The sequence below is a fragment of the Pseudothermotoga sp. U03pept genome (assembly GCF_051235805.1).
Taxonomy (GTDB): Bacteria; Thermotogota; Thermotogae; order Thermotogales; family DSM-5069; genus Pseudothermotoga_B.
Map to the genome: position 1 here is coordinate 1,743,668 of NZ_JBPNXV010000001.1, position 22,434 is coordinate 1,766,101.

19 protein-coding genes are annotated in these 22,434 nt (G+C 43.3%); 11 read left to right on the forward strand and 8 right to left on the reverse strand.

The features are described 5' to 3' along the window. The first annotated feature begins 14 nt into the window (after nt 1-14). From smc to ACSFC1_RS08610, 10 genes are read left to right on the forward strand one after another with little or no spacing between them, the layout of a single operon-like run. Nucleotides 15-3,542, forward strand: coding sequence for a chromosome segregation protein SMC (smc, locus tag ACSFC1_RS08565; protein ID WP_435565684.1), 3,528 nt, complete (start codon nt 15-17; stop codon nt 3,540-3,542). 5 nt (nt 3,543-3,547) lie between these two features. Then, a complete protein-coding gene (locus tag ACSFC1_RS08570) occupies nt 3,548-4,078 on the forward strand; it encodes an NUDIX domain-containing protein (protein ID WP_435565685.1) in 531 nt (176 codons plus the stop codon). Between the two features lies 1 nt (nt 4,079). Beyond that, nucleotides 4,080-4,661 carry a hypothetical protein gene (locus tag ACSFC1_RS08575; protein ID WP_435565686.1) on the forward strand — a complete coding sequence of 194 codons (582 nt, stop codon included), beginning with the start codon at nt 4,080-4,082 and terminating at the stop codon, nt 4,659-4,661. After that, the gene (gene fliS / locus ACSFC1_RS08580) at nt 4,658-5,068 is read left to right on the forward strand and encodes a flagellar export chaperone FliS (RefSeq protein ID WP_435565687.1); all 411 of its coding nucleotides are present in this window, start codon (nt 4,658-4,660) and stop codon (nt 5,066-5,068) included. The genes ACSFC1_RS08575 and fliS overlap by 4 nt, the downstream gene beginning before the upstream one ends. A gap of 15 nt (nt 5,069-5,083) precedes the next feature. After that, the gene (locus ACSFC1_RS08585; RefSeq protein ID WP_435565688.1) at nt 5,084-5,929 is read left to right on the forward strand and encodes a GNAT family N-acetyltransferase; all 846 of its coding nucleotides are present in this window, start codon (nt 5,084-5,086) and stop codon (nt 5,927-5,929) included. A gap of 21 nt (nt 5,930-5,950) precedes the next feature. Then, nucleotides 5,951-6,922: a 2-hydroxyacid dehydrogenase gene (locus ACSFC1_RS08590; RefSeq protein ID WP_435565689.1), complete on the forward strand. Its 972-nt coding sequence runs from the start codon at nt 5,951-5,953 to the stop codon at nt 6,920-6,922. 27 nt (nt 6,923-6,949) lie between these two features. Next, on the forward strand, nt 6,950-7,354 hold the full coding sequence (locus ACSFC1_RS08595) for a hypothetical protein (RefSeq protein ID WP_435565690.1): 405 nt from the start codon (nt 6,950-6,952) through the stop codon (nt 7,352-7,354). Further along, nucleotides 7,341-9,002 (forward strand): penicillin-binding transpeptidase domain-containing protein, encoded by a 1,662-nt coding sequence (locus tag ACSFC1_RS08600; RefSeq protein ID WP_435565691.1) that lies wholly within the window; start codon nt 7,341-7,343, stop codon nt 9,000-9,002. Before ACSFC1_RS08595 ends, ACSFC1_RS08600 begins: the two co-directional genes overlap by 14 nt. Then, nucleotides 8,999-10,795 (forward strand): TIGR03960 family B12-binding radical SAM protein, encoded by a 1,797-nt coding sequence (locus tag ACSFC1_RS08605; RefSeq protein ID WP_435565692.1) that lies wholly within the window; start codon nt 8,999-9,001, stop codon nt 10,793-10,795. The genes ACSFC1_RS08600 and ACSFC1_RS08605 overlap by 4 nt, the downstream gene beginning before the upstream one ends. A gap of 4 nt (nt 10,796-10,799) precedes the next feature. Beyond that, nucleotides 10,800-11,411, forward strand: coding sequence for a CPBP family intramembrane glutamic endopeptidase (locus ACSFC1_RS08610; RefSeq protein ID WP_435565693.1), 612 nt, complete (start codon nt 10,800-10,802; stop codon nt 11,409-11,411). A gap of 290 nt (nt 11,412-11,701) precedes the next feature. Here the strand turns inward: ACSFC1_RS08610 and ACSFC1_RS08615 are convergent, their stop codons facing one another. From ACSFC1_RS08615 to ACSFC1_RS08645, 7 genes are all read right to left on the reverse strand, one after another. Beyond that, entirely contained in the window at nt 11,702-12,133 is a 432-nt protein-coding gene (locus ACSFC1_RS08615) for a hypothetical protein (RefSeq protein WP_435565694.1), read from the reverse strand. Further along, nucleotides 12,108-13,277 carry an ABC transporter ATP-binding protein gene (locus ACSFC1_RS08620; RefSeq protein ID WP_435565695.1) on the reverse strand — a complete coding sequence of 390 codons (1,170 nt, stop codon included), beginning with the start codon at nt 13,275-13,277 and terminating at the stop codon, nt 12,108-12,110. The genes ACSFC1_RS08615 and ACSFC1_RS08620 overlap by 26 nt, the downstream gene beginning before the upstream one ends. Next, nucleotides 13,267-14,265: an ABC transporter ATP-binding protein gene (locus ACSFC1_RS08625; RefSeq protein WP_435565696.1), complete on the reverse strand. Its 999-nt coding sequence runs from the start codon at nt 14,263-14,265 to the stop codon at nt 13,267-13,269. Before ACSFC1_RS08625 ends, ACSFC1_RS08620 begins: the two co-directional genes overlap by 11 nt. Before the next feature lie 4 nt (nt 14,266-14,269). Beyond that, entirely contained in the window at nt 14,270-15,250 is a 981-nt protein-coding gene (locus ACSFC1_RS08630) for an ABC transporter permease (protein ID WP_435566020.1), read from the reverse strand. A gap of 10 nt (nt 15,251-15,260) precedes the next feature. Next, nucleotides 15,261-16,412 carry an ABC transporter permease gene (locus tag ACSFC1_RS08635; protein WP_435565697.1) on the reverse strand — a complete coding sequence of 384 codons (1,152 nt, stop codon included), beginning with the start codon at nt 16,410-16,412 and terminating at the stop codon, nt 15,261-15,263. Between the two features lie 74 nt (nt 16,413-16,486). Next, the gene (locus ACSFC1_RS08640; protein WP_435565698.1) at nt 16,487-18,319 is read right to left on the reverse strand and encodes an ABC transporter substrate-binding protein; all 1,833 of its coding nucleotides are present in this window, start codon (nt 18,317-18,319) and stop codon (nt 16,487-16,489) included. Between the two features lie 79 nt (nt 18,320-18,398). Beyond that, nucleotides 18,399-19,628 (reverse strand): aminotransferase class I/II-fold pyridoxal phosphate-dependent enzyme, encoded by a 1,230-nt coding sequence (locus ACSFC1_RS08645; protein ID WP_435565699.1) that lies wholly within the window; start codon nt 19,626-19,628, stop codon nt 18,399-18,401. A 133-nt stretch (nt 19,629-19,761) separates the two neighbouring features. On the opposite strand from ACSFC1_RS08645, the gene tdh reads away from it, so the two are divergent. Beyond that, nucleotides 19,762-20,799 (forward strand): L-threonine 3-dehydrogenase, encoded by a 1,038-nt coding sequence (gene tdh / locus ACSFC1_RS08650; protein WP_435565700.1) that lies wholly within the window; start codon nt 19,762-19,764, stop codon nt 20,797-20,799. A gap of 13 nt (nt 20,800-20,812) precedes the next feature. On the opposite strand, the gene ACSFC1_RS08655 is transcribed toward tdh, so the two are convergent. Beyond that, nucleotides 20,813-22,426, reverse strand: a complete 1,614-nt coding sequence (locus ACSFC1_RS08655) for a DAK2 domain-containing protein (protein ID WP_435565701.1) — start codon at nt 22,424-22,426, stop codon at nt 20,813-20,815. Between the last annotated feature and the right edge of the window lie 8 nt (nt 22,427-22,434).

Genomic DNA, 22,434 nt, shown 5'->3' on the forward strand with positions numbered 1-22,434 from the left:
GGAGGGCGGCGGGCATGAAACTCTTGAGCATGACATTGCACGGTTTCAAATCCTTTGCCCGTCCGACAAGAGTCTTCTTTGCAGACAAGGTCACGGCTATTGTTGGACCAAACGGTGGGGGAAAGTCGAATATCGTTGACGCAATAAGATGGGTTTTCGGCGAACAGTCGATGAAGCAACTGAGAGCTGAAGAAAAGTACGACATCATCTTTGCTGGATCGAGTACAGTTCCAGCCGCTTCAAGTGCCTATGTGGAACTGGTCTTCAGACACGACGATGAAAAACTTGTGGTCTCAAGAGTTTTGACAAACGACGGCAAGAACACTTATATGCTCAACGGTGAGACAGTTCGTCTGAAGGATATACACGAGAAGTTCATTGGAACCGGTGTTGGAAAGGAGTTTTACTCGATAGCTGGGCAGGGACAGATCGAAAGAATTGTGAATGCATCGCCTGAAGAACTTCGACTCTTGCTCGAAGAAGCCGCAGGCACCGCTCTTTACAGAGAGAAGAAAAAGGAGGCTTTGTTTAGACTCGAGACAGTCAAGAGTAACCTGACGCGAGTCCAAGACCTGCTTTACGAACTTGATAGGCAGAGAAAATCACTCTATCTGAAGGCTAAAAGGGCAGAGCGTTATCAAGAGTACTCTTCAAGATTGGAAGTCGTGAAAAAACTCTATTACGGCAATGTCCTCAGAACAGAGATGAAGAGATTAGCTCATCTTCAAACTCAACACAGCGAGACTTCAGAGAAGATAAGGAATTTGCAGAAGGAACTGCTCAACATAGAGACAAACTGGTCTACTCTGAAACAAGAGTTCGCAAATGTCGACAAAGAGATCGAGAATTTTACAAACCTGCTCGAAGATTACAAGAAGCGTCAAACAACGCTTATAGAGCTCAGAGAGATGTACACCAGAAGACTGAATGAAAGAGAGACAAAGTTCGTTGAAACAACGACACGTTTTGATTCAGCCAGAGAGCAAATTGCTAATATTGAAAGAAGAATCGATGAACTGAACCTGATTTTCAAAGCGTTGATCGACGAAATCGCTTCAAAAGAAAACGAATTACAGAGTGTGGAGAAGAAAAGAAACGAAATGATCTCAAGTTACTCAGAAAAGGAGAAGCAATTGCTGACCCTGAAAGAAAAAAGCGATCAAATGCTCAAAGAAAAGTTATCATTGGAAGGCGAGCTATCGAGAATCGAAGAAGGTCTCGAAGATCTATCAAAGAGAATCTCGATGATAGACTCTCAACTCGACCTAAGGATGAAAAGACTGAGTGGACTGCAAGAAGAACTTTCTTCTCTTTTGGAAAAGTTGAAAACGGCTGGTGACAAGGAATCATCACTTGCTAAGGAACTGCAATTCATCAGGGATAGACTTTCAGAGTTGTCGAATGAAAAGCGATCGATTCTTGAGCAGATAGACAACATCAGACGCGTGTTGAAAGGTTTAGACGAAGAAGAAGCCAAGATAAAGTATCGAATACAGACCTACGAAGGTTATACCAGATCGGTTAGAGCTATCTTTGCCAAGAAATCAGAAGGCGACTTTGAGGGCGTCTACGATGTTGTTGGTAACCTCGTTAGCTTTCCTGCAGAGTATGGAAAAGCCATCGAAGTCTTGTTGGGAGGAGCCGTTCAACACGTGGTAGTTGATAATGCCAACACAGCGAAGAAAGTTATTGATTGGTTGAACAACCAGAAGATAGGGCGAGTCACCTTTTTACCGCTCGATTTGATAGAGTCTCATTTCAGCGGCATGAGAGATATCGAACGTCATCCTGGCTTTGTGGGTTATGCCGCACAGTTGGTAAGAGTTAGTCAGCAATTCATGGCTCTACCAGGCTATCTCTTTGGCAACGATATCATCGTCAAGACGCTTGACGATGCTGTTGACATCAAGAAGCGCTATAGAGCAAGGTGTCGTATAGCAACGCTGAACGGTGAGATAATCGGCCAGCATGGTTCGATAACCGGTGGAGAGGTAGAGGTTGAAAGAACCGATTCATTGATCAGAAGAAAATTGAGGCTCTCCGAAATAGCGAGTCAGAGATTGGAACTCTCATCTGTTGAAAAAGTACACCAACAGCGGTTGATACAAATAGATGAGGAAGTGCGAACGCTGATAAACCAAGAGAAGGTCGTGGAGAGAGATCTCACAAATGTGATCGCTGAAGGAAGCTCAACAAAAAGGATGATCGAGGAGCTCAACAAGACAGTAGAAGAACTCAGCAAAGATATCAATTCTTTAGAACAGCTCAGAAAGAATTACTCGTTGAGATCTGATGGCATGCAGATCAGAAAAGAACAGATTCTCAGCAGCCTTGAACAAATCGCCAATGAGATATCATCTTATGAATCAGAACTGAAAGAGTTTGGCGAACAACTCGCACGCGAAAAACACATACTTGAAGAGATTTCAACGCAGTACTCTCAGTTGAAGGCAGAGGTGACCAGCTTACTCGAAAGGAAATTGCACTACGATTCCGAATTGTCGAAAATGAGGGATCAAAAACAAAAACTTCAAGAAGAATCTGATCAGCTCAAAGCACAGTCAGAGGAGATAGAAAAAGAGATAGACCGATTGAAAGGCACTCTTTTGGAAAACCAGCGAGAATTGGAAACCGTCAAACGAGAAACAGAGAATCTCTTTGAGATGATGAGGATGCAGAGGAGTGATAAAGACCAAAAATTGGCACAGCTCGATGAACTGGAAAAGAAGATGCAGAGAATGAAGGACGAACGAGAGAGACTCAGGGAATATCTGCACCATCTGGAACTGTCCACTCAAGAGGTTCAGAATAAAATACACCAGCTCCTTGTTGAAGTAGATGAGGAAACGGCAGCACACGTTGAAGAACTCGAAGGTGAGAAACTTGAATCCTTAAAGGTGGAATTGGAAGATCTGCAGAACAAGATAAAGTATCTGGGACCAGTCGACCTGATGTCAATAGATGAATACAACCAAGTTGAAGGCAAGTACAACGATCTTGCCATTCAGAAAAAGGATTTAGAGGAAGCACAAGAAAAGATAAACGATTTGATAAAGCGAACCGATGAAGAGGCAAGAAACAAATTGATGGATGTGTACGAACAGGTGAACACCAAATTCAACTATTTCGTCTCTCTTCTCTTTGCTGGTGGTGAAGGTGAGATAAAGATCGAACCTGGAAAGGACATTCTCGAAACAGGTGTGGAGATCTCGGTGAGAAAACCTGGAAAGAGAATCCAAAAGCTTCAATTACTCTCTGGTGGCGAGAAGGCTCTCGTTGGCATTGCATTACTCTTTGCCTTACTCGAAGTCAAGCCCAGTCCTTTTTACGTGCTCGATGAGATAGATGCCCCGTTGGACGAGTTCAACGCCGAGAGATTCAAGAGATTGTTAGAAGATGGTTCGACGAAGGCTCAGTTCATAGTGATAACACACAACAAAGTGGTTATGGAGTCTGCGGAGTTGCTTCACGGTGTCACCATGGTAGATGGTGTTTCAAATATAGTACCTGTCGAGATAGTCAACATGGCTGTCAAGGAGTGAGGAATTTGTCCGAAAAGATATTGAGTAGTCAACAGATTTTCAAAGGTAAGATTCTCACAGTCAAGTTAGACCATGTTTTATTGGAAAACGGTCACAGATCGACAAGAGAGGTGGTCTTCCACCCAGGTGCTGTTGCTGTTCTGCCTGTGCTCGACGATGGGAGTCTTATTTTGGTAAAGCAATTTCGATATCCTATAGGCATGGAACTGCTCGAAGTTCCAGCCGGAAAGCTCGACGAGGGTGAATCTCCCGAACAGTGTGCAAAAAGGGAACTGGAGGAAGAAACAGGCTATAAAGCCGAAAAGATTGAGTTCCTTGGTTGTATATTCACCACGCCAGGTTTTTCGAATGAAAGGATATACCTTTACACAGCAGAAAATTTGATCAAAACCCAACAAAAACTCGATCACGACGAGATATTGAAAGTCGAGATATTAAAGGCATCAGAGGTTGTTGCAATGGCTTTAAAGGGAGAAATCATCGATGCAAAGACTTTAGCCCTCATCTTTTTGGCGAAAGAAAAGGGAGTGATTTGAAATGATCAAAGTGATCCTTAACGGCAAAGAGATCGATTTTCAAGCAAAGGATTTTGTAACCTTTGGTAAACTCTACGATGAAATATCACCAAAGAACAAAGTCTTGAAATCTTTGGTGATCAACAACATCGAGGTGCCAACACAGAAACTTTCAGAACTCAGAGATTCTCTCTTGGAAGAGAACACTCAGATTGTGATGGAGTTCTCTGAACCAATTGAATACTTAGCAGAGATATTGCCAGGTATTCTCGACTACATAGAGACAGCTATGAAATTGCTACCAAGTGTTGCTGAGTCTTTGAGAACAGGGCAGGCAAAATCTTTTAGAGACATAGAGAGTCTTTCAGAGAGTATATCGGCTTTGGACAGTTTAAGGCAAAGTATCTGCACAATTCTGCAGATGCCTTCAATTGACACATCGGCGGTTTTGGTCAGACTCAAGAAATTCCTCGGCACTCTTGAAGGTCAGAGCGTTTCAGAGATAGCAAATTCAGTGCAAAACGATCTCTCAATTGTTCTAAAGTTCTACCACGATTTCTTCGAGCTTACACTTTCCAAGATTCGGGAGGTGGGCGAAAAATGATGAAGGACCAGTACATAGAAAACGCTATTAAGACAGCCAGCCCAGCAAAGTTAGTCGAGATGATGTACGAAAAAGCCATAGAAGTACTCAGAGACGCGAAGGATGCCTTGAACAAAGGAGATTTCATCACGACCAATGAAAAGATAAAGAGAGCGCAGGATATAGTGACAGAATTGAACATCTCACTCGATATGGAAAAAGGTGGAGAGATTTCAAGAGCTTTGAGGTCGATGTACAGCTACATGTACAGAGTTCTCATAGAAGCCACTGTCAAAAAAGATGGCTCAAAGATCGATGAAGTTCGACAATACTTTGAAGAACTCTTGGACGCATGGAGAATAGCAATGAAATCGGCCACAAATCCTCCAAAACAAGATAGGGACAATCACCTGAATATATCAATCTGATAAGGTGGTGGTTGAATGGAATCCGTCAAAACTTTGACGGAGTTTCCCATCGTGAGATTTCTGGATTTGGTTAACGAGGTCTTCAGAGATTATCCTGTGCCAGTCAACTGGGACACATTGAGCTTCAACCTCGACGCCCGTGAGAATTCGATATCTCTTTCTGATTCCTTTGTCTTTCTCAAAAACGATAGACCTGTTGGATTCGTGGTCTGTTGCATCAGAAAGAACAGAGGCAGGATTGACTCAATGGGCGTCGTTAAAGAAGAAAGGGGTACAGGGCTTGCGTACAGAATCTTAGAACATGCTCTTGAGGCACTCAGGTGGAAGAAGGTAGAGATCGTCACACTTGAAGTTCTTGAAGATGAAACACGTGCTATAAGATTTTATGAGAAAAATGGTTTTCGCACAACTCGAAGACTGTTTTCCATAATGAAGGAAAATCCCGCACCCGTGCGAACAGTATCCTTCTTCAAAGCAGATCCACGATGGGTACATCAAACCGCTATTGAAGCAGTCGTAAATCTTTCCAGGCACCCCAACTGGCAGCGTGAACCTACGACCCTGTTGTTGGCAAGTAGCAGATATAAAATGGCAAGAATAAATCTCCCCAAGGACCACGGTTATGTTGTTTGGGGTTCGAACGAACGAAATGCGTTCATCGTTGACTGTGCCCCAGCTAAGAGTAGAGAATCATACTTACAACTTCTGAAGATGGCAGTCGATTATGTCTGCGATGTTGAGAAAAAGCAGACATGCACAATCGCAAATGTCCCAGAAGATGATCCATTGTTTGCAGCTGCTTTAGAAAGTGGCTTTGAAAGAATTCTTACACAGCTGGAGATGACCTTACACCTGTTTTGATGAAGAGGAGTGGGTGTACAGATGCTGATCTTGTTCTTGAACAAAACTGACACAGAATGGGTGAAAAGAATAGAAGCGTTGAAAAGTTCTTACCCTCATATTCAGTTTGAAGGTTATTTTTCAACTCCTTCAGCTCGCTCGCTCATAAAAGATGCAGAGATCGTAATCACTGCAAGGCTTTCGAACGAAGAAATAATGTCTTCGAAGATCAGATGGATAATAGTACCTATGGCTGGCGTGAATGCGCTTGATTGGGAAGCCATAAGGAGTAAGAAGATAACCGTAAGTAACTGTCACGCTAATGCCTCTGCGGTAGCCGAGCGAGCCTTTGCCTTGGCACTGGCATTGCTTGGGAGAATAGTTGAATTCGATCGTGACCTGAGGTATGGCATCTGGCACGGTTATTCAGTCGGCTCTCCCGAAGAAGATCAGTGGAGCTCACTCAGAGGTAAAACAGTCTGTATCGTTGGAATGGGGCACATAGGTGAGGAACTTTCGAAACTTTTACAACCTTTTGGATGTAATGTGATCGGTGTGAGAAGATCCGCTCCAAAGGAACCTTCAACGATAACGAGTGATCTTGATTGGGCTGTTGAACAGAGCGAAGTTGTTTTCATAACACTTCCACTCACAAAAGAGACGAGAAATCTCTTTGATTTTAACAGACTGCAAAAGATGAAAGGAAAGTATCTAATAAACGTGTCAAGAGGAGATATCGTCGATGAAGAGGCTCTCTTTGAGGTCCTAAGAGATGGTACCTTGGCAGGAGCAGCCATAGATACATGGTATCTGTATCCAAGAAACAACAATGAGGTAATCTTACCGAGTAAGTATGCCTTCAACACGCTGGAAAACGTTGTTCTTTCTCCACATGTAGGAGGTTTTACACAACACGGAACGTTTGGTCTGATGAACGAAACCTTCCAAATTCTGGAGAGATATTTGAAAACAGGTGAAATGACCAATCGTGTAGATCCAGAACAAGAGTACTGAGATATCATCTGAGCAGGTGAAAAGATAATGAACACTAATTTCTTGAGAAGATTTGGTATATACATCTTTGGAGCTGTAGCTCTGGCGTTCGACAGCGCTTATTTTGACCTTTTCAGCTTGTTAACACCCTATCTTGCCTTTGAATATCTGAGTTTTTCCGGCAATCTCAGCACGATGAGAGTCATGGTCTTTCTCATCTTCCATTCGGCATTGTGTTTCCAAACTATGAAGTTCCTGCACTTGGTTATTTTTGCTGTGTATATTGTCTTCATAGTGGTGAGGGAGTATTTTCTAAAGCCTGTTTTCCCGTTTTTGTTGTATATGACCACAATTACGGTGCTCTTGATCGCTGAGGGTTCTTACTGGTTAACAAGTTGTGTGATCGCTCTGTTCTCCCTCTTTTTGTGGAGGTCTGGCTTTGAGAAGACTTAGGATGGCTGTCTATCTAATGATAACGGTTCCTTTCTTTATCTTGCTTGCCAGGGCTTTTGTACTTCAAGTTGTCCAATACAAATCGCATCGAGAATATATCGAATCACTTAAGGTACATGTAAGACGCATTGAGGCACCGCGTGGCAAAATCATGACACGTGATGGTGTGGTACTCGCATGGGACGAAGAAATTCTCGTGGCGAAGTCGATTGGTTCTATTGACACTGAAAAGGTAGAACAGGTTTTGGGACAAGAGAGAAAACTCAAACTTCTACTCGGTGAAGAGGTTCCGGTGACCGAAGCCGAGGCCGTCAAACTGGAGAACACGAGTGTCTTGGTTTTTAGAAAATATATCAGAAGATATGGAAAATTAGCTCCGCATATCTTAGGTTACTTGAACGCCGACAGACAAGGAGTATCTGGAATAGAAAAGCAGTATGATAACTACCTAAAAGGAGTCGATGGTCACGAATTGGTCAGTATTTCTGCTTCCGGTAAGGTCATTGGGAGGTTTCTGCAAGCTCTACCAATAGCAGGAAATGATCTTATCCTGACAATAGATTCTCGGATTCAAGAGTACGCTCAAAGATTGTTGAGTAGTTCGAACCACGCTGGCACCGTTATTGTTCAGTCTGCTGAAGATGGTTCAATCCTCGCCATGGTTTCTTCACCGAGTTTTGATCCAAATGTGCTTCTTTCTGTTGATAGAAGACAGTGGCTCGAGATTTCAAATGATCCGAAGAGTCCTCTGTTGAACAGAGCAATCAGTGCAGCATACACACCTGGTTCAATCATCAAACCTCTTTATGCCATTGCGTACCTTGAAGATCAACCTGATTTAGTTAGAACTGTTGATTGTGAGGGCTACTACGAATACATTGGAAGCACGGGAAGAGTCCTTGGAGTTTACAGGGATTGGTATGTAGCAGGTCATGGCACCACAGATTTGAAAAAAGCAATAAAGGTTTCCTGCAACGTATTTTTCTACACTTTGGCTTTGGAAATAGGTATTGAAAAAATGAAGCATTTTTCCAATCTCTTCATGCTCGATGGTTTAACAGGCATAGACCTCCCTGGCGAACGCAAAGGATTATACCCAGATCCGAGTTGGAAACAGAGTGTTTACAAGGAACCATGGTATCCGGGTGACACGATACTGTGTGGGATTGGTCAAGGTTTTGTGAGCCTCACTCCGATAGAGGTTATAAACTTTTTCAGTACTCTGGCAAATGATGGAGTGTCTTACCGCCCCCATCTTTTGAGTAAAGTTGTCAACCAGCAGGGCAAACAGATCTTCGAGTATCAAAGAACGATCTCTAACAAAGTCATGCTTAAGGGAAGCACTGTCAAGTATCTCAAAGACGCTCTCAGAGAGGTCGTGATGTCAAACGGAAATCCCGCAGATGAAGGAACTGCGTATCAAGCCTTCAAGGGTTTTGGTATACCTGTTGCCGGAAAAACAGGAACGGCTGAAACAGGCAGAAGTGGTGAGAAACCTCACTCTTGGTTTGCCGGTTTCTCACCGATCGACTCTCCACAGATCGTAGTCTTGGTCATGCTTGAAAATGCTGGTGGAGGAGGAGAAGCTGCTGCACCTATGGCACGAAAGATCTTAGACTTCTGTTTGAAAGGAATGCAAGACAGATGATCCTGAAATTTCTCAACGACAACTTGGATAAAATAGAAAAGCCATCGCGATACATCGGTGGTGAACACAATCAGGTAGTCAAAGACCCACAGAACGTTTTACTCAGAGTTGGGCTAATCTTTCCAGATCTATATGAAGTCGGAATGTCAAACCTGGGAATAGCAATTTTATACCATCTTCTCAACAACCAGCCAAAGATTTGGGCTGAAAGGGTCTTCCTTCCGTGGAAAGATATGATAGATCTCATGAAACAGAAAGACGTGGAACTTTTCACGCTCGAATCAAAGACCCCATTGAGAAAGCTTGATCTTGTCGGTATATCATTGCAGTATGAACTGTCTTATACCAACGTTTTATGTGCACTTGAACTTGCTAAAATACCGCTCTTTTCCGATCTGCGTTCAGAGAGTGATCCGATTGTCATCGCAGGTGGTCCGTGCACGACAAATCCAGAGGTAATGGCAAAGGTTTTCGATGCATTAGTCGTTGGAGACGGTGAGGAAGTCATTTTTGAAATAGCACAAAGCTTAGTTCAAACGAAAGGAATGCCGAGAGAAGAAAGACTCAAGGCGCTTTCGCAGATCAAAGGAGTATATGTGCCGCTCTTTTACACTCCAACGATTCCGCCGAAACCAAAGTTCAATTGGGTACCTTCGAAGATAAACCGAAGAATCACCAGAGACATAAACCAAATAAGAATACCGCCACAGAGAGTTATACCGAATGTGCAACTCGTTCACGATAGAGTTGTAGAAGAGGTGATGCGTGGTTGTACAAGAGGCTGTAGATTCTGCCAAGCCGGGATCATCTACAGACCTGTGAGGGAAAAGTACAGTGACGTGATTCTTGAAGAATCAATTTCATCTCTCTCATGCACTGGATATGAGGAGCTCGCACTCTTGTCACTCTCCACAGCCGATCACAGTTCGATAGTCGAATTGCTTCGAAAACTGCGAGAAAGCACAGAAAACTCTGGCATTTCAGTCTCGATACCTTCCACGAGGCTCGACACCTTTGGATTGTCTATAGCACAGGCCATCAGCAAGGTGCGAAGGACAGGACTAACCTTTGCACCAGAGGCTGGGACTCAACGACTCAGAGATGTGATAAACAAGAACGTAACCGAAGAAGACTATGTGAGGACTCTTGAATCAGCAAAGAGTGCCGGTTGGGACAGGATAAAGTTGTACTTCATGATAGGTCTACCTACCGAGACAGATGAAGATCTTGCTGGCATAGTAGAGATGGCAAGAATAGCGCGAAAGATCGGGTTCAAGAAGATAACTCTCTCAGTAGCCAACCTCATCCCAAAACCCCACACACCATTTCAGTTCTCAGAGCAAAAATCCATCGAGTATCTGAATCATGCTCAGAAAATCCTGTCAAAAGCAAGAGAAATAGCGATGGTCGATTTTCATGATACAGGAATGAGCCTGATCGAAGGTCTGCTCTCAAGAGGTGATCGAAAGGTTTTTGAAGTTGTTTTTGGTGCTTTCAAAAACGGTGCATCTTTTGACGACTGGCAAAACTTTTTCAACTTTGATTCTTGGAAAAGAGCCCTTGAAGAAGTTCAGATAGATTTGAATGCCTATTTGAGGCAGAGAAGTTTACACGAAGAGTTTCCATGGGATCATATAGACGTTGGAGTTAGTAAAGAGTTTCTGATCAGAGAATACCAGAAGGCAATGCAGGGTATTGTGACACCAGATTGCAGGTGGAATGGATGTGCCGGCTGTGGTGTTTGCAACCAAGATCTACAGAACATTCTGGAGAAAAAACAAGAGCGGGGGTAGAAGATTGAATGTTCTCTTAGTAGTGCTAATACTGTCAGGTATGGTCGTACTACAGAATCTTTCGATACTCTTCAGAAAAGCTCGAATGCCTTTCATCGCTCTGTCTCAGACCATCTATGCACTCTTTCTTTCGTTTCTTTTGAAAATGCCTTACACGCTACAGATTCGATTCAAAGGTTTTTTCTACTTTCTCTTGATCTTTGCAATAATGGTATTTCTTGGCGGAGTTCTGAAAGCCGAACAAATGAGATTTTATAGCAAGATTTCATTTCTGGATTTTTTGTTCATAGGTGTCTTACTACCAGTTTCAGAAGAACTCATTTTCAGAGGAGCTATACTGTCTTTGTTGCCAAACACAATGCTCAACGCTGCCATCTTTTCCTTTCTTCATTTAGCTAATGTTTTGAACAAGATGGAACGGTTTTCGATCTTCAATTTTCTGTACAGGTTCACCGTTGGTTGTATCTTCGCCTACTCCGTTATGAGCACACAAAGTCTTTTCTGTCCAATTCTGTGTCATATAATCAACAATTCTGCGGGACTTCTGGCATTATCGAGATCGAAAGATGAAACCAAAAAAAGCGCCGATGCTACTAAGCGTGAAGATGGTCAATAAAGAGACAGAGATCATCTTGAGTGTGATCATTTGAACTATACCCGTTACCGCCTCTCGAATGTAGTAACTCATGAGAAAATAGCTAATAATGCCTGAGAACACGAAAGAAGTGATCAGAACAAGCAAAATCTTCGAAAAGGAACCAACAGAATTACCCAATATCCAAGAAACGATAGCAATTGTTATCCAAAGCAGAAAAGAAGGAATGGGGGAGAACTTTCCAAGAATCAACTCGAAGATAACCGCATGATAAAGAAAAGACATCAGAACAATGTAAAAAAAGATTCTTTTCATTTCAATTCCACCTCTATTGGAAGCGCAAGGTTCATCGAAAGCCACAACCAGCTGATCTTGACGTTAGAATACCCCACGGCATACCATTCGCCAGACAGCAACTTCTCTTTAGCCGGCACATTGAATACAGCGTAGTTCTTTCCGTTCAAAGAATCAGCAACAAGTTGTATTGTATCACCTCGTTTGTCGTGAAAATACACTTGATAATCTACTGGATAAACCGCGAAGTCTTTTGGTGGGTTTATCTCTATCTGACCCTTCAGAAGACCATCTTTCAAGACAAGTCGGCATGTGAGTGATGTCATGGAAAGTTTCTTCACATAGTATCTGTAAACTAATACCCCGGTGGTGTAATTCAGCACCACCAGAGTTATACACAGAAGCAACAGAAGAGTTTTAGTTCTATTTTGCTTCGCCACTAACGACATAACATGCAACCTTATGATTCGAAGCGATTTCCACAAGCTGTGGGTGGTCGTTCTTTTCACAGTACTCGACAGCATATGGACATCTGTCGAAAAACCTACAACGCTTCGGCGGATCTATTGGTTTTGGTACACTACCTTTGATATTAGGTTCTCCTCTCTTCTGCTCGGGATCAGGTATGGGTACCGCGGCAAGTAGCGCTTTTGTATAAGGATGAAGCGGGTTTTGTAACACCTCTTCTGTTGAACCTGTTTCCACGATCTTGCCAAGGTACATCACCGCGATGTTGTTGCTCATATATCTGGCAACAGCAAGATCGTGCGTTATGTACAGATAGCTCATGTTGTGTTCCTCGGCAAGCTTCATCATCAATTTCATTACTCCAGTCCTAATCGAAACATCCAACATAGATGTGGGTTCGTCTGCAACAACAAAAGATGGATTGAGAATGAGAGCTCTTGCAATTGCAACTCTCTGTCTTTGTCCACCGGAAAGTTCGTGAGGAAATCTGAACATGAAAGTCTCCGGTGGAGTCAAACCAACATTCGCAAGCATTTCAGCTACTCTATCTTCTCGTTCCCTCAGATTCCCTATGTCATGGATATTCAGCGGTTCAGAAACTATGTCAAAGATCGTCATCCTCGGGTTGAGAGATTCGTATGGATCCTGAAAGATCATCTGGACGCGCCTACGAAGTTGCCAGATTCTTTCTCTTCGATTTTCAAGGAATTCAGCGAGAAACTTTGGGGTATTTTTCGAAAGCTTGACAAATCTTTCTGCGTAAATTCTGTCTATTCCTGAAAGTCTCTGGAACTCTTCGTCGGTCATCTTCGAAAATCTCTCCAGATATGTTCTTTCAACATAACGCCTTGCCAGAGACTCGCTATCGTACAGCAGTGGAGTTACATCTTCTTGCTCTACGATAATCCTCCCATCTGTTGGTTCTTCAAGCCCTACAAGGACCTTTCCGGTTGTTGTCTTACCGCAGCCAGATTCACCAACTAATGCGAGCGACTCTTTTCTCTTTATTTCGATGCTGATATCATCTACAGCATGAACAAAATGCTTTACTCTGCCAAATACACGTCTGTGCGCAGCAAAAAGCTTTCTCAGACCTTCTATCCTTAACACCGTATCATTCTGCATAGAACTGCACCACCTCTCCGACTTTGACTGGATGATGGCATGCCACGAAATGCCCTTTCTCGACCTCTACATACTCTGGTTCCTGATTCTGGCACTTCTCATCGGCCTTTGGACATCTTGGTGCAAAGCGACACCCCTTTGGTGGATTGAGTAGATTTGGTGGTTCTCCTGGTATGGTCACAAGATCGGTCTTTTCTCCTACTGTGCTCGGGAAGGCATGCATCAAACCATATGTGTAAGGATGCATAGGCTTCTTGAAGATTGTTACTGAATCAGCGAGTTCCGCAAATTTACCAGCATACATAACTGCGATCTTATCACTCACTTCAGCTATAACAGCAATATCGTGAGAGATGTAGATCATCGCCATGTTAAGTCTCTTCTGTATCTTTCTTATTTCTTTGAGTATTCTGTCCTGAACAATCACATCGAGTGCCGTTGTTGGTTCATCAGCTATGATCACCTTTGGATCACATGCCAGTGCCATGGCAATCACAGCTCTCTGTTTCATTCCTCCACTGTATTGATGTGGGTATTGATCCATTCTCGATGGATCAAGTCCAACCAACTCGAAGAGTTCGGCAACTTTTTGTCGAGCTTTGTCGATTGGAGTCTGAGGAAAGTGATTCTGTATCGCCTCTATTATTTGATCTCCGACTTTGTAGACTGGGTTAAGTGAGTTCATAGCCGCTTGAAAGATCATCGATATACCACGCCAACGATAATGCCTCATCTCTGATTCATCTAACGACACGAAATCAACAGGACCATTACCCATGTCAAAAAGAACCTTACCACCTCTGAATTCCGCGTTGTCTGGAAGAAGCCTGAGAATAGTCATTGAGATCGAAGTCTTGCCGCATCCAGATTCACCAACTATTCCAAGACTTTCACCTGAATCAAGATCGAAGTTTATCCCATCAACAGCTTTCACATATCCCATCTTTGTTTTGTAGTGCATTCTTAAATCTTTCACGGAAAGTAGCATTTCATCACCTCTTTCTGAGCCTCGGGTTGACGATTTCTTCAAGTCCCCTTCCAAGGAAATAGAAGGCAGAACACAGCAATGTTATACACGCACCCGCAGGAAGCCATAACCACCAATAGGTACCTATGCTGGCACCCATTAAATAGCCTGAGGACTCAGCCATCTGAATCACGACGCCCCAACTCATCCTGATGTTCGCAAGCCCTAAGAAAGAAAGAGTGGCTTCGGTGAAGATAGCACCCGTGACGTTGAGCATCATGTACAAAAATGACAGAGGTAGTATGTTTGGAATGATGTGCTTGAATATTATGTAGGCATCACTCGCACCTGTTGATTTTGCTGCCTCGATAAACGGTCTTACCTTCACAGTTAGCGCCTGCGCTTTGAGCACCAAGGTTATCGAGCCAAAGCCAGAAAGCATACCTATAATCACAGCCAATCTGAAAAGCGTCAAGTCTATGAACGCACTCAAGACCATTAGTAACGCAAGACTTGGGAAAAGCATGACAATATCGGCAAGTCTCATGAAGAAGGTATCTATTACTCCACCGTAATACGCACAGCTGGCACCAATGATTGTTCCTATGACGACTGTTATCAATGCGGCAGTGATTCCAAGAACGAATTCACGAGGTGTGCTATACATGATCATGGACAGAATATCTCTTCCAAGTGGATCGGTGCCGAGTGGATGTCTCAGAGATGGTGGCGATGGATGACTCATTATATCTGGATCAAAACCAATTATTGGATCATACGGTACAAAGGTCGAATATCCAAACGGATCATCTTTCCAAAAGATGTTTTTCATCACGGTCGGATAAAGAGGATAGAGCAAACCAAAAACAGCGAAAAATATTATGACGCCGAGTCCGAAAACAGCCAATCTTCTTTCTCTAAAAAGCTCCCAACCAGTTCGAAAAGATCTCAACCACAATTTAAGACGAATCTTCCATATTGGTTCCTTTATCGCCGCTTCGATCATTCTGCTCACCTCAATACCTTATTCTCGGATCCAAGAATGCGTACAACACATCTGCAACAAGATGTGCTATCAAAACAAATATGCCAGTGAAAACCAGCAAACCTATCAAGAGTGGAGTATCTTGCTGGCTCAACGCTTCAAGGTAAGCCCTGCCAAGCCCTGGCCAGGAGAACATGGTTTCGGTTATTATGCCTCCACCTATGGTGAACCCAAGGCTTATGACAAAGTTCGTCATAAGTGGCAACAGAGCATTTCTCGCAGCGTGTTTGTCTCTCACAACTTTATCCGGCAAACCCTTGGCTTTCGCAGTGGTGATGTAATCCTCCCTGATCACATCGAGCATCGTATCGCGCATCACAAGCATACTACCGGCAAAAGAGTACAGTGTTAGCGTGAATACGGGTAAGACCATGTGTTTTATGATATCCCAGGCATAGATCGATCTGCCCGAGAGAATCCAAGTCAAGATCGATACAAAAACGAAACTGATCAATGTACTGTACAACAGAGTTCTTTTGGCAACCAGTGTTTTGAATTTTTTAGAGATTATGAGCACAACCAGGAAAACCACAAGAAAAACAAAAGCATTCAACAAGAGTTTGAGAAAAACATCCTGTGCCGAGAAAGAAACGTGCCTCCAAAGATTTGGTTCAATGAACTGGTTGAGAGGAAGTATTCCCAAAATGACTCCAAACAACCAGATATTGAATATCGCGAGCAATGGTAAGAAGATCGTCCAAAATACAATGCCTGTGAAAGTTGTCAACTGGTCTACAATCTTACCTCTTTTCCAAGCTGATCTCTTACCGAGGTTGTAACCGAAGGCGTAAGAAACCAAAGTCGATGTGACAAACAAAAAGACCGTCCTGGGAAGTCTTTCGGAGATTATCGATGTGACCTTACGTGGAAAGTACGAAAAGGAGACACCGAGGTCCAAAACCAAGAAATTTTTCATGTAATAGAGATATCGAGTGAAAACAGGCTTGTCAAAACCAAATTGACGTTTGAGGTTTTCTCTTATCTCTGGTGTTATTTTGGGATTCATCAGATATTTGTCGAGAAAACTTCCAGGCATCGCCTCCAACAGCCAAAAGACGATTGTCACGTAGATGAACAGAAGTATGACAATTTGGAAAACTCTCTTGCCAAGGAATTTAAGCACCTTTTACCTCCTCTCGAGTTCACAAAATCCAACCGCCCCAGTACGGGGCGGTGGAATTTGAAAGTTTCACAACATTACTTTGCAGCTTTGACAAGTGTCGGCGTTCCGTTCACATACTGCAAGCCGGACAACGTCTTTTCATATGGGAATACAACCTGATCTGTTCTGAAGGCTTCTGTGACAGGAGTATCGAAGATCACAACGTAAGGAACATCTTCTGCGAGAATTTCTTGAAGCTTGAAGGAAAGTTCTCTTGCCGTCTCAATGTCGGCGGTAGCAAGAAATTCATCAGCGAGTTTGTCGAACTCTGGATTGTTGTACCCAGCAGCGTTGAAATCACCAACACCTGCACGTTTGCTGTGGAAGAAATCAGAAACGTGATCTGGATAGTAGCCGAGGCTCCAACCAAGCATGTAGATGTCAAAGTTGAAAGGCTCGTCAAAGACACGCTGAACAATCAAGTTGAAGTCAACCAGATTTGCTTTGATCGGTATACCTATTTCATTCGCCCATCTTTCGATGTAGAGTGCTATTGTTGCCCTCATTGGGTCATAGCCAGCACCTGGTGCAAGAAGTTCTACCTGATCTATTCTCTGTCCGTTAGGTCCAATCAAGCCTCTACCCTGTCTAACAACGTTGTTGCCTTCTATCTTTGGCTCTACGACCCACTTGAAGCCAGCCTTTTTCAGAAGATCGATTGCGAGCTTTCTTCTGTCACCTGAGCTCATTCCATAGCCTGGAGAAAGTTTTTCAACATTGGGGTTATACCAGAAAGCGTTTCCATTTGGAACGACTCCGTATTGTGGGAATGCCTGACCACCCAAAACTCTCGAAGTCAAGAACTCACGATCTACCAGTGCAGCTATGGCTTGTCTGAACTCTTTGATGTTCATTGGAAATCTTCTCATGTTGAAGCACATGTACCTGAAACCGTTCACAGAGTTGGCTATCAATTTGACATTTGCGACCTTCGCGAGTTGGTCAGCTTCACCCTTCTGCAAACCGAGCGAGTTGAAAATAAAGCTGACATCTCCGTTGATCAAAGCAGTTATTGCAGCTGCTCTGTTCAAATACATTCTGTAGATTATGCTGTCAACATATGGTCCTGTCACAAGCTCAAGTTCTTTTTCGCCTGTTGGTTCTCCATAGCCAGTCCAAGAAAATCCAGTGTTCGGATTCTTAATAGAAACTGCGCCATTTTTGAAGAGAGACAACACACTACCAGTGTCATAATAGTCTTTACGAGCAGTAACCTCAATAAAGGCTCCCTTTTCCCATTTTTTCAGCAAGAATGCACCAAGGATTGGTTCATCGGAAGTATCGTAGTTGTACATCGTCTGAAGTGGATTTCCTGTCTTGAGGGCTGCTTCTGCCTTTGGTTCCCAATATTTCTTTTGGAGAATCGGCATCATCAATGCGCCAAAGTTTGCCTTTGCAAGACTTGGGGTTGTGAAGTGAATCTTCACGGTAAAATCGTCAACTTTTTCGGCTTTGACGAAATAATCTGGGTCAATGTACCCAGCCCAGTTTCCACCCAAACCGTAATCAACTATGAACATCTTAACGGTATTCATCGTCCAAACGACATCATCTGCATTGAACTGCGTCCCGTCGGACCATTTCACATCTGTTCTAAGCTTCACCGTGTAAACCCAATGATCTCCCTCTTGAGCGAGTTCGGGCAAGTCTGCAGCAAGGCTTGGAATCCAGTCAAATCTGACATCTGAGTAGCCGTACAGTCCAGATATCCTTGGTCCCATGACATAGCCAGTCCACACCGTCGCATTTGGTCCAAGATAATCCCAGATGTTCAGAGAAATGGGTTCTTGCAAGAAAGCCCAGTTGATAGTCTGTGCGAAAACAAAAGCCGCAACGAAAACCAACAAAACCGCAAATACCTTTTTCATTCCCTCTACCTCCCTTCAAAGAGTTATCTACGTTCATTATACAATTTGTTACATGATCAGTCAAATACAGTTACTCGGTTTATCTTTCGCTTTTGTATTTTTCGAGGACCTTCAAGACATAATCGATATCATCTTCAGTGTGATCTGCATTGATTTGAAATCTAATTGTTTCATCACCCTTAGGAACAACTGGAAAGTTCAAACCTGTCGCCAGCACACCGTTGTCAATCAAATAATTGACCAGATCAGAAGTCTTCTTTGTATCTCTCACCAACAGAGGCACTATTGGATGTTCACTTTCTATGGTTTCGTAACCTATTCTTGCCAAACCGTCTCGAAACTTCTTTGATAGCCTTTGTAAATATCTAAGTCTCTCTCTACCCTCGTCGCTGTCGAGAATCTCCAAAACTTTCAGAGCACATGCAGCTTCTGCTGGTGTTATCGGGTTTGAATAGATGTACGTAATGGCTTTTTCTCTGAGGTATGTGATGATCGTCTGGTCACTGACTACGTACCCACCATTCACTCCAAAAGCTTTACCGAGTGTCCCGATCAAGAGATCCGCCTTGGCGTTTGTAACTTCTTCTGTCCCTCGTCCTGTTTTTCCAAAAGCTCCCACACCATGCGAATCATCAACAATTACGATAACATTTTCCTCAAAGTAACTGTCGTATTTGTTCGCAATTTCCACAATTTCATCTAAAGGTGCATAATCTCCACGCATACTGAAGACACCATCTGTGACTATAATCACCCTTTTTGATTTACCAACTGCATTTTTGAGCTTTTGCTCGAGATCTTTCATATCCAAGTGTTTGTAGACATCTTTGTCCTTTGGTCTGGAAAGTTTGACGGCGTTGATGATGCAGTTGTGGTTCAGCTCATCACTTATGATAACCGTTTCAGAACTCACGAGCGAAGAGATAACACCTATTACCGTTACATACGCTGCGCTGTAGATCATCGCATCTTCACGCTGGTGAAATTGTGCAAGTTTCTTTTCCAGTTCTCTGTGTGGTAGGTAAGTTCCACTTATAAATCTCACAGCACCAGGACCCACACCGTACTGCCTTGAGGTTTCCTCCTCGACTTTGATTATTTCTTCCCTTAGAGACATCCCAAGGTAAGAATTCGAATTCATTCTGATGAATTCCTTTCCAGGAAAACCTTTGAGCAAAAACCTTGGTCCTTTCTGACCTTCAGGTTTCTTGACATCTGTTATTATGAACTCCTTACCCTTCGCTCTACCTTCACTTTTGAGTTGTTCCAGTTCCTGTTTGAGTGTTTTTGCTAACCTGTTCAAAGACATCTCTGTCACCTCCTCATTCATCTGTATTTTACAACTTTTCGCTTTCCCAAAAGACCTTCGCATTTTCTCGTGAAATATTTTGAATTAACTCGCTGTTGATGTAAGCTCTAAATAGAAACAAGGAGGGAGTCATATGAAGGCTATTCTAAAGACACACATGGCGGCGGGATTAACTATGAAAGAGGTACCAGAACCGGAGACACTTGGTCCAACGGAGGTACTGATCAAGGTTAAACGAGCTTCAATCTGTGGTTCAGACATCCACATCTACAGATGGGATGACTGGGCAAAGAGTCACATCAAACCACCAATGATCATAGGACATGAGTTCGCAGGAACTGTCGTGAAAGTAGGGGAAGCTGTCAACACAGTAAGGGTTGGAGATTTCGTCTCAGCAGAGACTCATATACCTTGTCAGAAGTGTTACCAGTGTAAGACCAATAGAATGCACATATGTAAGGATATGAAGATATTGGGTGTGGATATCGACGGTGCTTTTGCAGAGTATGTGAAAGTTCCTCAGACCATACTTTGGAAGGTTTCACCAAAGATATCACCCGATTTTGCCTCAGTTATGGAACCGTTTGGGAACGCCGTTCATACAGCTTTGGTCGAGGATTTAACTGGCAAGACAGTTTTAGTAACTGGGGTTGGTCCTATAGGTGCCATGGCAATACAGGTTGCAAAGGCATCAGGTGCATCACTCGTTATTGCTTCGGAAGTTAAAGACTATCGGAAAAATCTTGCAAAACTCAACGGTGCTGATCTGGTGATCGACCCAACAAAAGAAGATTTGGTTGACAGAGTCATGCAGTTAACAGATGGCGATGGGGTTGATGTCCTTCTGGAGATGTCTGGCAATATGAACGCACTCGAGCAAGGTCTGAGGGCTTTGACAAGGGGTGGCACAGCTTCAATTCTGGGTGTTTTCAGCACAAAAGTGGCTCTTCCGATAGATGAATTGATTGTTTTCAAAGGAATCAAGATCTACGGCATAACCGGTCGAAAGATCTTCGAAACCTGGAGAGTTTCAGATCAACTGCTGAGTAGCGGCAGGGTTGATCTTTCGAAGGTAGTAACGCATGTGCTATCCTTCGACGAATGGCAAAAGGGTTTTGATCTAATGCTAAAGGGCGAATGCGGAAAGGTGGTAATGGTTGTTTCAGAATAGGGGGTTAGTCCCCCTATTCTATCATCATGAGATATGGATAATGCGGCTGACCACCCTCGTGCACATCTATCTGTACCTGATCTATTGCCCTTTCTAAGGTTTCCTTAATGATGTCTATCTCAGAGTCCACAGCATCCTGACCAGTGAAGATCGTTACAATCTCTCTTCCTCTCAAATCAAGAGCTGTTAGAGCTCTGTTCATAGCTTGCTTCAAAGAATGACCGTGCGAAACGAGTTTCTTACCACGCATGATCATGTATTCATCTTTTTTTATCTTCGTTCCGTTGTGTTTCGCATCTCTCACCGCACGCGTGATACAGAGAGATACTATATACTGAGCGGCTTCGGTGAATTTCTCTTCGAGTTTCTCTGGTTCTTCATTGGGATCAAAACTCATCATCGCCGAGATGCATTCTTGCACCGTTTGAGTCGGAATTATCACCACTCGTTTGTCCTTAGTGTTTTCAGCAGCTTGTTTTGCTGCGAGTATTATGTTTGGGTTATTGGGAAACAAGAATACATGCTGAGCATTCACTTTATCAATAGCAATCTTCAGATCGGCTGTACTTGGGTTCATCGTTTGGCCACCGCGAACTATTTGATCGACCCCAAGATTCTTGAGCACCTCGGAGATACCATGTCCCGGGGAGACGGCTACAAATCCGTATTTCTTTGGCTGCTCGGCATTCCTTTCCACAATGTGTTCGTGCTGCATCTTCATGTTGTCTATCTTTACCTTTACCATCTCTCCATACTTGAGTATTTCCTCGATCACGACACCTGGATTGTTCGTGTGCACATGAGTTTTGAGTGTTGCTCTGTCATGTACAATTACTACTGAGTCTCCAATTCCTTCAAGAAAAGATCTGAGTTCTTCGATTTTATCATTATGAAAATCGCTCTTTCCATTGACCATGATCTCAGTGCAATACTGGAATGCAATTTCTTCGGCTGGCAGTTCAACGGATACCTCACCGTTTGCACTGGTTACCACTTCGAGATTTACCTCTGTTTCACCAAGTGCGATAGCTCTAAAACCACTCAGTATGTAGTAAAGTCCCTTTGCACCAGCATCGACAACACCAGCTTCCCTCAAGACAGGCAATAATCTTGGTGTTGCCTTAACGGTTTCGTCAGCCACTTTAACAATCCAATCAAATACCTCTTCTATGGTTTCAGCGCGCTCAAGCTCTGTCGATTTTTCATCAATCATCCTGAGAATCGTCAACATCGTTCCCTCAACGGGTCTTATCACAGCTTTGTAAGCAACCAACCTGGCTGTGGAAAACATTTTGAGAATATCTCTTGGTTGAAGGGTCCTCTTCTTTTCACAGTACATAGCAAAGCCGCGAAATATCTGCGACAATATCACACCCGAGTTACCACGAGCACCCATTAGTGTACCATTTCTAATAGCATCCATGATGACTGGTAGATCATGCTTTCCTTTCTCCAACTGCTCGAGATACTTGCATCCTTCCTTCATCGTTGCAAGCATATTCGAGCCGGTATCTCCGTCTGGAACGGGAAAAACATTGAGCGCATTGAGTTCATCAACATGCATTGCAAGAAGTTCAGTCGCCTTTTCGAAACCGAGTCTCATGAATTTCCCATTAACTTTTTCCAAGATCCGCA

Coding starts and splice junctions, on each gene's coding strand:
- smc (WP_435565684.1), top strand. CDS start 15: ATGAAACTCTTGAGCATGACATTGCACGGTTTCAAATCCTTTGCCCGT.
- ACSFC1_RS08575 (WP_435565686.1), top strand. CDS start 4,080: ATGATCAAAGTGATCCTTAACGGCAAAGAGATCGATTTTCAAGCAAAG.
- fliS (WP_435565687.1), top strand. CDS start 4,658: ATGATGAAGGACCAGTACATAGAAAACGCTATTAAGACAGCCAGCCCA.
- ACSFC1_RS08585 (WP_435565688.1), top strand. CDS start 5,084: ATGGAATCCGTCAAAACTTTGACGGAGTTTCCCATCGTGAGATTTCTG.
- ACSFC1_RS08590 (WP_435565689.1), top strand. CDS start 5,951: ATGCTGATCTTGTTCTTGAACAAAACTGACACAGAATGGGTGAAAAGA.
- ACSFC1_RS08595 (WP_435565690.1), top strand. CDS start 6,950: ATGAACACTAATTTCTTGAGAAGATTTGGTATATACATCTTTGGAGCT.
- ACSFC1_RS08605 (WP_435565692.1), top strand. CDS start 8,999: ATGATCCTGAAATTTCTCAACGACAACTTGGATAAAATAGAAAAGCCA.
- ACSFC1_RS08615 (WP_435565694.1), bottom strand. CDS start 12,133: ATGTCGTTAGTGGCGAAGCAAAATAGAACTAAAACTCTTCTGTTGCTT.
- ACSFC1_RS08620 (WP_435565695.1), bottom strand. CDS start 13,277: ATGCAGAATGATACGGTGTTAAGGATAGAAGGTCTGAGAAAGCTTTTT.
- ACSFC1_RS08625 (WP_435565696.1), bottom strand. CDS start 14,265: ATGCTACTTTCCGTGAAAGATTTAAGAATGCACTACAAAACAAAGATG.
- ACSFC1_RS08630 (WP_435566020.1), bottom strand. CDS start 15,250: ATGATCGAAGCGGCGATAAAGGAACCAATATGGAAGATTCGTCTTAAA.
- ACSFC1_RS08640 (WP_435565698.1), bottom strand. CDS start 18,319: ATGAAAAAGGTATTTGCGGTTTTGTTGGTTTTCGTTGCGGCTTTTGTT.
- ACSFC1_RS08645 (WP_435565699.1), bottom strand. CDS start 19,628: ATGTCTTTGAACAGGTTAGCAAAAACACTCAAACAGGAACTGGAACAA.
- tdh (WP_435565700.1), top strand. CDS start 19,762: ATGAAGGCTATTCTAAAGACACACATGGCGGCGGGATTAACTATGAAA.